The 12812-nt window shown below is 63.7% G+C and carries 11 protein-coding genes; 6 read left to right on the forward strand and 5 right to left on the reverse strand.

Annotated features, from left to right (window positions below):
* Positions 1-11: 11 nt before the first annotated feature.
* Positions 12-482: a nuclear transport factor 2 family protein gene (locus Q0316_RS05495; protein ID WP_298670535.1), complete on the reverse strand. Its 471-nt coding sequence runs from the start codon at positions 480-482 to the stop codon at positions 12-14.
* Positions 483-817: 335 nt separating this feature from the next.
* Here Q0316_RS05495 and Q0316_RS05500 point away from each other — a divergent pair, with 335 nt between their 5' ends.
* The 3 genes from Q0316_RS05500 (at position 818) to Q0316_RS05510 (ending at position 3006) form a co-directional block, all read left to right on the forward strand.
* Positions 818-1297 carry an Lrp/AsnC family transcriptional regulator gene (locus Q0316_RS05500; RefSeq protein ID WP_298670536.1) on the forward strand — a complete coding sequence of 160 codons (480 nt, stop codon included), beginning with the start codon at positions 818-820 and terminating at the stop codon, positions 1295-1297.
* Complete coding sequence (locus Q0316_RS05505) at positions 1294-1773, forward strand: Lrp/AsnC family transcriptional regulator (protein ID WP_298670537.1); 480 nt, start codon at positions 1294-1296, stop codon at positions 1771-1773. The genes Q0316_RS05500 and Q0316_RS05505 overlap by 4 nt, the downstream gene beginning before the upstream one ends.
* Before the next feature lie 153 nt (positions 1774-1926).
* On the forward strand, positions 1927-3006 hold the full coding sequence (locus tag Q0316_RS05510; protein ID WP_298670538.1) for a Rieske 2Fe-2S domain-containing protein: 1080 nt from the start codon (positions 1927-1929) through the stop codon (positions 3004-3006).
* Between the two features lie 424 nt (positions 3007-3430).
* Here Q0316_RS05510 and Q0316_RS05515 read toward each other — a convergent pair whose 3' ends face one another.
* Complete coding sequence (locus tag Q0316_RS05515; RefSeq protein WP_298670539.1) at positions 3431-4186, reverse strand: SDR family oxidoreductase; 756 nt, start codon at positions 4184-4186, stop codon at positions 3431-3433.
* 84 nt (positions 4187-4270) lie between these two features.
* On the opposite strand from Q0316_RS05515, the gene Q0316_RS05520 reads away from it, so the two are divergent.
* A complete protein-coding gene (locus Q0316_RS05520; RefSeq protein ID WP_298670540.1) occupies positions 4271-5338 on the forward strand; it encodes an alkene reductase in 1068 nt (355 codons plus the stop codon).
* Between the two features lie 27 nt (positions 5339-5365).
* Here Q0316_RS05520 and Q0316_RS05525 read toward each other — a convergent pair whose 3' ends face one another.
* A complete protein-coding gene (locus Q0316_RS05525; RefSeq protein ID WP_298670541.1) occupies positions 5366-6697 on the reverse strand; it encodes an MFS family transporter in 1332 nt (443 codons plus the stop codon).
* Between the two features lie 105 nt (positions 6698-6802).
* On the reverse strand, positions 6803-7789 hold the full coding sequence (locus Q0316_RS05530) for a GNAT family N-acetyltransferase (protein ID WP_298670542.1): 987 nt from the start codon (positions 7787-7789) through the stop codon (positions 6803-6805).
* A gap of 604 nt (positions 7790-8393) precedes the next feature.
* Here Q0316_RS05530 and Q0316_RS05535 point away from each other — a divergent pair.
* Positions 8394-8981, forward strand: a complete 588-nt coding sequence (locus Q0316_RS05535) for a septal ring lytic transglycosylase RlpA family protein (RefSeq protein ID WP_298670543.1) — start codon at positions 8394-8396, stop codon at positions 8979-8981.
* A gap of 96 nt (positions 8982-9077) precedes the next feature.
* Entirely contained in the window at positions 9078-10220 is a 1143-nt protein-coding gene (locus Q0316_RS05540; protein ID WP_298670544.1) for an aminotransferase class I/II-fold pyridoxal phosphate-dependent enzyme, read from the forward strand.
* 69 nt (positions 10221-10289) lie between these two features.
* On the opposite strand, the gene Q0316_RS05545 is transcribed toward Q0316_RS05540, so the two are convergent.
* Positions 10290-12512, reverse strand: a complete 2223-nt coding sequence (locus tag Q0316_RS05545; protein WP_298670545.1) for a TonB-dependent receptor — start codon at positions 12510-12512, stop codon at positions 10290-10292.
* Positions 12513-12812 lie beyond the last annotated feature (300 nt).

Here is a 12812-nt window from a genome sequence, read left to right on the forward strand (position 1 = left end):
CGCTCGCCGCCTCAGCCGCCCGGCGAACCGGGCGCTTGCTTGGGCGCCCTCACCGGCGCGCCAAGCACGCCCGGATCGCCGATCTGGGCGATCATCTCATAACGCCATTGCGTCGCGCGCCACCCCGCCGCCGTCCGGCGCCAGGTGACGCGATAGCGGCCGAGCACCTCGAACGTGCGGATCGCCTCGGGCCGGTCGCAATGGAATGCGCGGAACGCGGTGACGCTTGTGGCGCGATCGTCCGCAAGGCTTTCGATGCGCGTCTGGCCGAGCAGATGCTGGGTCGGGCCGCACGAATCGAGATACCGCCGGATCATCGCGACAAAGGCGTTGCGCCCGCGCACCGCGGCGGATGAGGCCCCGGTTTCGATTTCTTCGTCGAACACGCCGTCGAGTGCCGTCCAGTCGCGGCTGTCGATCGAGTCGGCATAGAGCGCCATGCCGGCTTCGATGTTGCGGATGTCCTGATCCTGATTGCTCATGCGGCGCGTTCCCCGGTCGCTCTCCATCGGCCTGTCGGCCCGCGCAGCGCTTGCCGCCGGGCGCGACTGTTGCCGCTTACTTTAAGTGAAATTGCGGAATTTTGGCAATCATATTGCGCATACGCCGTCATTCATCCAGATATGATCCGCAATGGCGTTGGATGTTGCGATGACTGGTACGCAAATCGCCGCCGCGGCGCGGCGGGGTGAGGCTTGCGGGGCAAGGGGCCATGAATTGCATGGACGGGCGATGATCCGGGATTTAGGCCGGTGCGATGTTTGACGGGCGGCCGCATAACGTCGCTGGCCGAGGCAATGCATTGGAAAGGGGCCAGATGGGGGATTCGATCGCGATCGACGATGTTGATCGTAACATCGTCGAACTGCTGCGGGAGAATGGACGATGCACCAACCAGCAGATCGCCGATAGCCTCGGGCTGACGGCGGCCACCGTATCGTCGCGTATCAGGCGGATGGAGGATGCCGATCTGCTGCGCGTTGTCGCGGTTTCGGATTTTTCGGCGCATGGCTATCACCTGCTGATGGAGGTTGCGATCGAGGTCGATGGGCGGCCCGCCTCCGATGTCGCGATGGAACTCGCGCAATTCCCCGAGGTGTTCGCGGCGCATCTGGTTTCAGGGCGCTATGATATTGATATCCTTGTCGCGCTGCGCGATTTCGAGGATCTCCCCCATCTGTTGCTGGAAAAGATTTCGCGCGTGCGCGGGATCAGGGCGATGGTGCCCGCGATCGCTGTCGATGTGGTGAAATATCAGTTCGACGTGGCCCCGATTGAAACGAGAACACCGCGATGACCATGCCGCAGCTTGATGAACTCGATCGCAAGCTGATCGAGGTGCTGTCGCACGATGCGCGCGTCAGCAACCGCAAGATCGCGGCGGACCTGGGGGTTACCGAGGGAACGGTGCGTGGCCGGATCAAGCGGCTTCAGCAGGAGAAGCTGATCGCCTTCACCGCGATCACCAGCTTCGATCTTGCCGATACGACCAGGCTGGCGTTCATCGCGATCCAGGCCGAGGTGATTAATGTGCGCGAGATCGCGCGCAACATCGCCGATCTTCCAATGGTCAGCGGCGTGATGATTACGATGGGGCGGTTCAACATCCTCGCCATCTGCCTCTTTAGCGAACTCGATCGGCTTTATGAGGTCGCCTCGGATCAGATTCTGAGCCTCCCCGGCGTCCATCACGTGGAAACCTCGATCGCGGTGCGCACGATAAAATACGATCCCCGCATCGTCCGCATCACCAAGAGCGACGAGGCCAAGTGACGCGCGTTGCCGCTTTCATGCGTAGTATCGTATGACGCATGTTACGCAAATCGGCCAATTTGTCCGCGTTTGTTCGATAAGAACGCTGTCGCCCTTGCCTTCGCGCTACGCCCTGTAGTAAGCGTAAGGGAATAGATCGACAGGAGAGGGCAGATGGCCACGACAGCCGAATACCGGCTCGGCGAGTTCACGTATCCGCGTGGTTGGTTCATGGTCGCGGCGTCAGCCGAAGTAACCGGCACGCCGATCGGCGTGCGCTATTTCGGCGAAGACAGGGTGCTGTATCGCGGGCGTTCCGGCCAAGTCTATATGGTGGAGGCCTATTGCCCGCACATGGGCACGCATCTGGCGAACAATCACACCAGCTACATCGTCAAGGATAACGAGCACGTCGAAGGCGAGTCGATCCGCTGCCCGTATCACGGCTGGCGTTTCGGCCCCGATGGCAAGTGCAACGAAATCCCCTATTCCCCCGCGCCGATCCCGAAGGCGGCCTGTCTCAAATCGTGGAAGGTGGTGGAACGCGCCGGCTGCATCTGGACCTGGCATGATCCCGAAGGGCAGGAGCCGGATTACGATCTGCCCGCCTTCGATCAATATGGCGCCCCCAATTGGGTGAGCTGGAACATCCGCCCGTTGGGCGAACTGGCATCCCACCCGCAGGAAATCATCGACAATATGGCGGACAAGGCCCATCTCGGCCCGGTCCATGGCTCGATCGACATGGTACTGTTCGAGAATGTGTTCGATGGTGTCACCTGCCGTCAGGTGCTCACCGCGGGCCACAAGACCCTGGCCGGCGACGGCAATGAGCCGATGACCAACGATACCTGGTACACCGGCCCCGGCATCCTCCAGTCGATCATGATCGGCGAATATCCGTCGCACATGCTGATCGCGCACACGCCGGTCGACGATGGCGTGGTGAAAGTGTGGTACGGCCTGATGGTGAAGGTGCCGAACGAAGTGCCGGCGGAGGCGGATATCGCGCTCGCGGGCGGCTATGAGCAGGCAGGCGTCGATGCCTTCGCGCAGGATTTCGAAATCTGGGGCAACAAGCGCCCCTGCATCCACCCGATGATGGTGCAGGGCGATGGACCGTTTCATAAAGTGCGCATCTGGTACAAGCAGTTCTTCAATCCGCGCGCCCGCGCGGGCGAGTTCCAGGAGCGTGTCAACGGCCGCATCGTCACCAAGGGGACGATGCAGGATCCCTGGATCGAGGCGGCGTGACCGAGCGCCGGCCGGGGTGATCCGGCCGGCTTTTCTCGCGGAATGCCATGCGCGGCGCCGGCGTTTGTCGGCGCCGTCTGTTTTGTGCGGAAGCGATTGGGTGGGACGACCCAGACGCTTCGTCGTTTCCGCCCCGCCATGACAAGTCGGGAGCGGGAGCAAAAGCCCGCCGCGCCGCCGTGGCGTGCTGGCCGGTTCGCTGGCAGCGAGGCAAGGCGGCCATCGGGTCTCGCCCGCCGCTGCTCCGCAATTCGCGTTCGCCGGATCAGGCGTAACTCATATCGGCCTTGAAGGCGCGGTGACGACGGATCGCGGCCCATGCCGGTCGGCGATCTCGCGCGCGTTGCATCGGATCGCCGCTCGACTTTATCTTGCTCACCGCGTTGGCGGGCGTTTCCGTCCGCCACGAAGCGGCGCTGGCGCGTCACACGGCGGTGGCGCCGCCGTCAATCACCAGCGGATGGCCGGTGACGAAGCTCGCCGCGTCGGAGCATAGCCACAGCACCGCGCCGGCGATTTCCTCCGGCTGGCCCATGCGGCCCATCGGGGTCATGCTCTCCATGACCTTGCGGATCGCCGGATTGGCGGCGACCGCCTCGGTCATCGGGGTTTCGATCACGCCGGGGCAGACGCAGTTGACGCGCACGCCGGCGCGTGCCCAGCGCAGCGCGCCATGGCGGGTCAGCCCGACCACGCCGTGCTTGCTCGCGACATAGGCCGGCTGCGCGCCATTGCCGACCAGCCCGTTGATCGAGGCGGTGTTGACGATCGCGCCGCCGCCTTGCGCTAGCATCACCTCAGCCTCGGCGCGCATACATTTCATCACGCCGGTAAGGTTGATGCCGATGGCGCGTTCCCACACCGCTTCTTCCCATTCATCGGCTTGCGGGCTGTTGATGCCCGCATTGTTGTGCGCGAAATCGAGCCGGCCCCATTCGCTGGTGGCGCGGTTCACCATCGCCTGCACGTCGGCGGTGTCCGATACGTCGCAGCGTTGGAAGATGGCCGTGCCGCCCGCGCCTGCGATCATCGCGGCGGTTTCCGTGCCGCCGGCCTCGTTCACATCGGCGACCAGCACCCTGGCGCCGGCCCTGGCGAAGGCGATCGCGGTTGCGCGGCCGATGCCGCCGCTCGCGCCGGTTACCAGCGCGACCTTGCCGTTGAAATCGTAGCTGACCATCCTCACCTCGCTTGATTTGCGTAAAATGTGGCATAATGTATAACGCAAATATCGGCAACAACACATCAGAATGAGGCGTTTCGAATGGCGAATGTGTTGCTCGATCCGGTGATATTGGGGGGCATGGAGCTTCGCAACCGTATCGTCATGGCGCCGATGACCCGCGATCGCGCTGGCGCGGATGACGTGCCGGGCGATATCATGGTGGAATATTACCGGCAGCGCGCAACCGCCGGGATGATCGTGACCGAGGGCGTGCAGCCGACGCCGGCGGGCAAGGGATATTGGCGGACGCCGGGCATCCACAGCGCGGCGCAGATCGCGGGCTGGCGGCGCGTGGCCGATGCGGTTCACGCGGAAGGCGGGCGGATCGTGATGCAGCTCATGCATTGCGGCCGCGTCGTGGTGGCCGCCAACCGTGGATTTGACGCCGATGTGATCGCGCCGTCGGCGCTTTCCTGCCCCGATCCCGTGCCCGGCCCGGATGGCAAGCCGGTGCCGACCGAAATGCCCCGCGCGCTCGACGCGGCGGAAATTCCGTTCATCGTCGAGGAATTCGCCCAGGCAGCGCGCAATGCCCGCGCGGCGGGGCTAGATGGGGTCGAGCTGCACTGCGCGAGCGGCTATCTCGTCAATCAGTTCCTCAACCCCGCGAGCAACACGCGCAACGACGAATGGGGCGGCAGCGCGCGGAATCGCGCGCGCTTCGCGATCGCGGTGCTTGCGGCGCTGGCGCGCGCGATCGGCGGGGATCGGGTGGGTTTCCGCATCTCGCCGGGCAATCCGTATAACGGGATGGACGCAAGCGATCCGGCGGCGACTTTTGTGCCGCTGCTTCAGGGGGCGGACGAGCTTGGCCTGGCCTACGTCCATGTCGTCGATATGAACCTGCCCGATCTGGACACGCTGGCGATGGTCCGCGCGCACTGGCGTGGGGCGGTGATCGCGAATAATATGCTGAAGCCCCAGAGCGCGCAGGCGTTGATCGCGGAAGGGCGGGCCGAGCTTGCATCATTCGGGCGCGCGTTCATCGCCAATCCCGATCTCGTCGCGCGCATTGGCGCGGATGCGCCGCTGGCGAAGCCGGATTACGCTAAACTCTACACCGGAGAGGCCGCCGGCTATACCGATTATCCGGCGCTGGCGGGATAGATTCCGCCGCGCCGCGCAGCCCCCGGCTCAGCCCGCCGCGTCGCTCAGCGGATCGTTCCTGCTGGTGTCGCGCATCAGGATCGCGGTGACGAACGCGACCGCGCAGATCGCGGTGACATACCAATAGAAGCCGCTTTCATTGCCCGCCTGCTTGAAGCGCAGCGCGACATATTCCGCCGTGCCGCCGAACAGCGCATTGCCGATCCCATATGCCAGGCTGACGCCCAGCGCGCGGATGTGGATCGGGAATAGTTCGGCTTTGAACAGGCCGCTGATCGAGGTGTAGATGCTGTTGATCGTCAGCCCCGCCAGGATCAGCCCGAACGCGGCGATCGCGCTGTTTACGCCGGCGAGCAGGCTGAGGATCGGCATCGTCAACAATGTCGACAACGCGCCGAACAGCAGCATGTTGGTGCGGCGCCCGATCCGATCGGAAAGCGCGCCGAACACGGGCTGCAGCAGCGCGAACGGGATCAACACCGATGTCATCACCCAATTGACCGTGCCGGGGTCCATATGCGCGGTGTTGACGAGGTATTTCTGCATGTAGGTGGAGAAAACGTAGAACATCAGCGATCCGCCGGCGGTCAGCCCGAGCACGGTGGCGAAGGGGCGCCAATGCGGGAGCAACCCGCGAAGCGTGCCCGCATCGGGATGATCGTCGGGGCGGTTCGCGGTTTCGTGCAGCGCATCGCGGAGTAGCAATATGGTGAGCGCGGCCACCGCGCCGAGCGCGAACGGCACGCGCCAGCCCCAGTCGCGCATCGCCTCCGCGCTCAGCATCTGCTGGAGAAGCAGGATCACCATGAGCGCGAGCAACTGCCCCCCGATCAGCGTGACATATTGGAACGAGGCGAAGAATCCCCGGCGCCCGCTGAAGGATATTTCGCTGAGATAGGTCGCGGCGGTGCCATATTGTCCGCCGGTCGAGAAGCCCTGGATCATGCGCCCGATCAGCAGCAGCACGGGCGCCGCCGCGCCGATCGCGGCATGATTGGGCAGCGCCGCGATCAGCGCCGATCCGGCGCCCATCATGACGATCGACACGATCATCGCCCGGCGCCGGCCATGCCGATCGGCGAAGCGCCCGAAATACCAGCCACCAAGCGGGCGCAGCAGAAAGCCGACCGCGAAGATGCCTGACGTGCCGAGCAATTGCGCGGTACGATCGCCGCTGGGGAAGAATTCCGCCGAGAAATAAAGCGCGGTGAAGGCATAGACGTAGAAGTCATACCATTCGATCAGATTGCCCATTGATCCCGCGACGATCGCGCGCAGCCGCGCGGCGGTGGAAAGCGGGGCGGATTGGCCGTCGCGTTGCGCGGGCGCGGTTTCGGGCGGGAGGACGGCTTGGGTCATGTGTCTGGCTTGCGTCCACTATGGCGCCGCGGCGATCGCTTCGGCATCTGCCTTGGCGACATCGGGCGCTAGTCACCCGAATCGGAAATTCGTTATATTAATCCGTTAATTGTCACTTTCCGACCATTGAAATCGAACGATAGATGTGGCGATCTCGTCAGGCCGAAGCGATGATCGCTGCCGAAGCAAGCCTTCGCGCCGGACCGCCGACATCGTCTCGTCGAAGAAGCCCATGAGGAATTTGCCCTTGGGATGGCGCTTGTACCATCGCTCGACCGCGTGGAGCAGCAATGTCCAGCTCCCGCCGCCATTGTCGCTGATCGAGCCGCCTTGCCAATAATAGAATTGTTCGCCGAATTCGTAGCCGAACAGCGCGGCCAGCACCGCGCCGCCGCCGCGTGCCGACATCGCCACAGCGAGGTTCGAGCGTGGTGTCACGGCGAGAATCTGGCGGAGCAGGATGCGCGGCCCGAAATCGTTGACGCCCAGCCGTTCGGCGGTTTTCTTCAGCATCCGCGTCAACGCCGGCACGTCGCGCAGCACGGCGCGACCGCGATGTTCCTGGATCTCCAGATCGGCGTAATTTTCCCGTGCCTTTTTCACGTTTCGCCGCACATTGGTGCTGATCGAGGAAAGATATTCCGGCCAGCTATTCCACCGGCTGAAATCGATCGCATGGAAAATCAGTGGTCGAACGGATTCGATCCTGACCCCTGGGAGCCGCGCCAGCAGCGCCTCTTGCTTCGGTGCGATCGACCAGGTCCAGCCATAGCTATAGGTGCCAGGGCCGAGAAAGCGCAGCACCGCCAGCATCGCCTCGCCGCGCATCGCTTCATCTTCCGGCGCGATGAGCAGCCCGTCGTACAACATGCGCACGCCGCCGGTGGTCTCGACCATACATTGCGCGACGCGCCTCGGTGAGCCTTCGACGTCTTCCACCACCAGCGCGACGAAACGCGACTTGTGAATATGACGCCAGCGCAGGAAGCGGACCTGCGCGCCCGTCGAGCGCCACGAGCCATTACAGCGCGCGGCAAAATCATCCCAATCCGCCGCGAGCGCACCCAAAGAGATCGCACGGACACGAAGCAATGGCACAGTCCAGCCCCCAACTCCCCGGTATTCTTGCAGCTTTATTGGATCGCAAGCGGGAGTAAAGAGGAATAAAATGTCATGATAACCGTATCTTGATCGCTTCATGGCCGGGGCGATTCAATCGCCTGGCGCCAAAGATCGGTGTCATCCGCGCGATAGGAACGTCTCCCTTGCCTTTATGTTGCGGCATTGTGCCATCTTGCGGTGCGCCTCAAGTCGCCGGAATCCGAAGATTGTTACATTTTTTTGACGCAAGCGTTTGACGAAAGCGCGGATTCCATCGCGCTGTTTCATCCATTTGCAAGGGGCGGTGATGAAGGCGCCGGTCCGCGTTCTGATCTTCCGGAAAACGAGGGCGGAACGCCACGCAATCCGTGCCGGCCCGATCGACCCGAGTGGCGATCGGGCTGCGCCGCCGTTCAAGCGCGTTCGCCGGCGTGATAATCGGGATCGCCCCTTGTTTTTCGGGGGATTCGCGTTGTGCTGTCTATGTGGCATGAGAAAGAGAGGGGCGGCGGCTTCAATCGGCTGCGCCCAAAGGGGTGCGGCACGCCATATGCCATCACATGCGACTATCCGAACCGCCGGCATCTCGGCCATGATGCTGCTCCTGTCGGGGTGCGCGGGCGGCAATTATCGCCCGGTGCGCGATGCGCCGGTGCGGATCGGGCCGCCCTATGCGGTGCGCGGGACGACCTATGTTCCGGCGGCGGCACCGGGATATGACATGCTTGGCTATGCGAGCTGGTATGGCAACGAATCCGGCAACCGCACCGCCAATGGCGAGCGTTTCCGCCCCGGATGGATCACCGCCGCCCACACCACGCTGCCGCTGCCAACCTATGTCGAGGTGACGGCGCTCGATACCGGGCGGCGGATCGTGGTGCGGATCAACGATCGCGGCCCGTTCCTTCGAAAAGGGCGGATCATAGATTTGTCACGCGGAGCGGCCGAGCGGCTTGGCATCAAGGATCGCGGGGAGGCCGCAGTCCGGGTGCGGCGCGTCGAGCCTTCTGAGAAAGATCGCGAGCGTCTGCGCGCGGGCAAGCCGGCGGGCGCGCTTGAGCCGCTGTCGCGATCCGATCTGGAGGCGCTCCGCACACGATTCGCGACCGGGGGGTGGGCAGGGGCCGGTGAAGAAGGCGCGCGCGTGCCGATCAGCGGCGGCGATCGGGGCGGCGGCGGATGATCCCGCCGGTCTGACGGCGATGGGGCCGGGAAGCAGGCACCGGCGCAACCGGGCGCGCGATTTGCTTCCGCCGCCAACGCGGCTAAGCCGGCGCTTATGTCCGCAAGCATAGATCCGTTTCACGCCATCGCCATCAGCCGCGCCGCGCACCGCCTTTCCGCCGAGGGGCGTTCGGTGATCCATATGGAATTCGGCCAGCCTTCGACCGGCGCGCCGGCGGCGGCGATCGCGGCGGCGCATCGCGTGCTCGACAGCGATGGGATGGGCTATTGGGAAAGTGGCGCGCTCAAGGCGCGGATCGCGCGCCATTATGCGGACGCCCACGGCGTTTCGGTCGATCCCGAACAGGTGATCCTGACCTGTGGCGCATCGCCCGCGCTGGTGCTCGCGCTGTCATGCCTGTTCGCGCCGGGGGAGCGGGTGGCGTTCGCCCGGCCGGGCTATGTCGCCTATCGCAACACGGTGAAGGCGCTGCACCTCGCGCCAGTCGAGATCGGGTGCGGCGAGGCGGAGCGATTCCAGATCACCGCCGCCGCGATCGAGCGGCTCGATCCCGCGCCGCACGGCCTGATCCTCGCCAGCCCGGCGAATCCGACCGGCACGATCATCGCGCCCGATGAGATGGCGGCGATCGTCGCGGTGTGCAGGCGGCGCGGCATCCGCATCGTTTCGGACGAAATCTATCACGGGCTGAGCTATGTCGGCGCGGCGCGATCGGTGCTGTGCGACGATGCGGGCGCGCTGATCGTCAACAGTTTCTCCAAATATTTCAGCATGGCCGGCTGGCGGCTCGGCTGGCTGGTGGTGCCGCCCGATCTGATCGACGCGGCGCGCGCGCGGATGGGCAATCTGTTCCTCACCCCGCCGTCGCTCGCCCAACATGCCGGGCTGGTCGCGTTCGACGAGCGTGACGAACTGGAAGGCAATATCCGCACCTATGCGCGCAATCGCGAATTGCTGCTGGAGGCGCTGCCCGCGCTTGGCCTCCGCCGTATCGCGCCGCCCGACGGCGCCTTCTATATCTATGCCGATGTCGGGCATCTGACCGGCGACAGCATGGATTTCTGCATGAGGATGCTGCTCGATACCGGGGTGGCGACCGCGCCGGGGATAGATTTCGATCCGGTTGACGGCCATCGCTTCATGCGGCTGAGCTTCGCGGTATCGACCGACCGGATCGAGGAGGCGCTGCGCCGCCTCGCGCCATGGTTTGCGGCGCAGGCGGCGGCGCGGGCATAGCTGCGCGGGCGTGCCCGCCCGAAATCCCGCGCGACGTGGCGATGACCGCGCTGCGCGGGGAAGTTGCCGCTAATTGATATCGAACGACAGGCTCATGCCATAAGTGCGCGGCGGGGCATAAGGCACCAATGTCTGCCGGTAAGGCCCGAAATAGGTGACGTAATTCGGCACGAGCGTATTGGTGAGATTCTTGCCCCATACCGAAAGCTCCCATGCCTTGCCCGGCGCCCGCACCGAAATGCGCGCATCGAGATTTTCGTGGCTGGGCCAGAGTTGCTGCGGGATATTGGATGCATCGAAATAGGCGTTGCTGACCCAGGAATAATCGGCGCGGGTGCGGATGCGCCAATCGCTTGCCATCAGATCATATTGCGCGCCGATGTTGAATTTGTTCTTCGGCGAACGCGGCAGTTCGTTCCCGGTGTAATTCTGCCCCGGAATATTGTACGAAATGAATTTCGCGTCGAGATACGAATAGCTGCCGTCGATCTCGAAGCCGGGGAAGGGGCGGGCGATCGCTTCAACTTCAACGCCCTGGATTTTCGCCTTCGCGGCATTGCTGACCACGACGCAGCAAAGCGGGACAAGCTGTGAAACCTGCAGATTCTTGTAGTCGGTTCTGAACAAAGCGAGGTTGAACGTCAGGCGCCGATCGAACCATTGCGTCTTCGCGCCGGCTTCATAGCCCCACGCCAGTTCGGGGTCGTAAGGCGTGGCGGCGCCGGCGGCGGTGCCGGACAGGCCCTGAAAGCCCCCGCTCTTATAGCCGCGCGCGACCGATCCGTAGAACATCACATCGGGCGCGACCTTCCAGTTCAGCGCGAAGCGCGGCGTGAAGGCGCTCCAGCTCTTGGCGCCGGTCACGTCATATCCGGCAAGCGAGCCGAGCGGCGGCGGCAGGCCGGGGCCGCTGACCTTGAAGCCGGCGAATTCGCCCTCCTTATGCTCCCATGTCATCCGGGCGCCGGCGGTGGCGGTGAAATTGGGCGCGATCTCGTAATCGAGCTGGCCGAAAACGGCGAAGCTGCGCGCCTTCACATATTGCGGATAGATCGCGGTGCCGGTGAGCGCGGGGGTCGCGAAATCCTGGATCTGCCCTTCGATGCGATTGTTGTTTTCGTGAAGGTAATAGATGCCGGTCTGGCCGTGCAGGCGATCGCCGAAGCCGGTGAAGGCCAGCCGCAATTCCTGGCTGAACTGCGTATCCCATTCATGGCCGAAATCGGTGGATTCGATCTGGTTCGGCGGATTGATCGGATTGCTGAAGAACGGCGTGAGGAATTTGAAATCAACCTTGCGCACCGCCGTCAGCGACGTGATCGTCCCGATCGGCACGGTCCAGTTTATCTCCGCGCTGTAGCTCTGGGTGAAGCGCTTGATATAGCCGTCGGTATAGGCGTTCACCACGCGCGGATCGGGATTGATCCCGGCGCAATGGACGCCGCCGGCGAAGGAGGCGTCGCAGATATTGTGGCGCGGATTGCCGAGCTGGTTCTGATCCGAATAATCACCGCGCAGGATGATATCGAGATTGTCGGTGGGCACGAAGCGCAGCGCGGCGCGCCCGGTCGTCAGATTTTCGTTGTTTACGCGGTTGCCGGTGGTTTCGTTATATTCGAAGCCATCGCGCTGCTTATGCGAGAAGCCGACCGAGAGGAAAATCTTGTCGGTGATCGGCGTGTTGCCATAAGTGACCATGCTGTAGCGATTGTAATTGCCGTATGTCCCCTCGATGTGGAACGAGGGATCGGCAGAGGGCTTGCGGCTGATGAACTGGACGAGCCCGCCGATCGCGTTCTTGCCGAACAACGTGCCCTGCGGGCCGCGCAGCACTTCGACCCGTTCGAGATCGAGCGAGTCGATATCCGGGGTGCCGCCGCGCCCGGCATAAACGCCATCGACGAATACGACGACGGAAGGATCGCCGCCCGCATTCTGGCTGATCCCGGCGGCGGTGCCGATGCCGCGCATCGCGAAATTCTGGTTGATCGGATCGACCTGGCTGACGCTGAGGCCAGGGGTGCGTGTCGCGATGTCCTGCATCGATTCCACGTTGTTGCCCTTGAGCTGATCGGCGCCGAACGCGGTGACCGCGACGGGAACGTCCTGCAGCTTCTGCTCGCGGCGCTGCGCGGTGACGATGATGTCGCCGCTGGCCGCTTCGGCGGCGGTGTCCGGCGCGGCGATGTCGCCTGTGGTGGCGGTCTGCGCGACGGCGATCGCCGGCAGCAGCATGGCGGGGAGAATCAGCCCGGAAAGGGCGATATGCCTAAGCGCATTGGGGCGAATCATGTCGATCTGGCTCCTCTCCGTTGTCCCGGCGGCATCGGCAGGTGCCGGGCCGGGATTCTCTTTTTAATTAGGAAGCAAAGTAAACTTCTTCGATCCGTGTCGCAAGATGGTTCATTCCCGGAAGGGTTTTGCCCGGTTCGGTGCGGGTGCATTCGCGACTCGCGCGCTGGCATGTCGATGCTTCGAGCTGCCGATACTCAGTGGCGCGCCGCAAGATTGACGCGTTATCATTTGTTATATCAATGTGTTGTCCAAGTTGCTCAAACGCCATTCGTTGCTATCATTTATGCAATAACCGTG

Origin of the sequence: uncultured Sphingomonas sp., assembly GCF_937871615.1 — a bacterium.
GTDB lineage: Bacteria > Pseudomonadota > Alphaproteobacteria > Sphingomonadales > Sphingomonadaceae > Sphingomonas.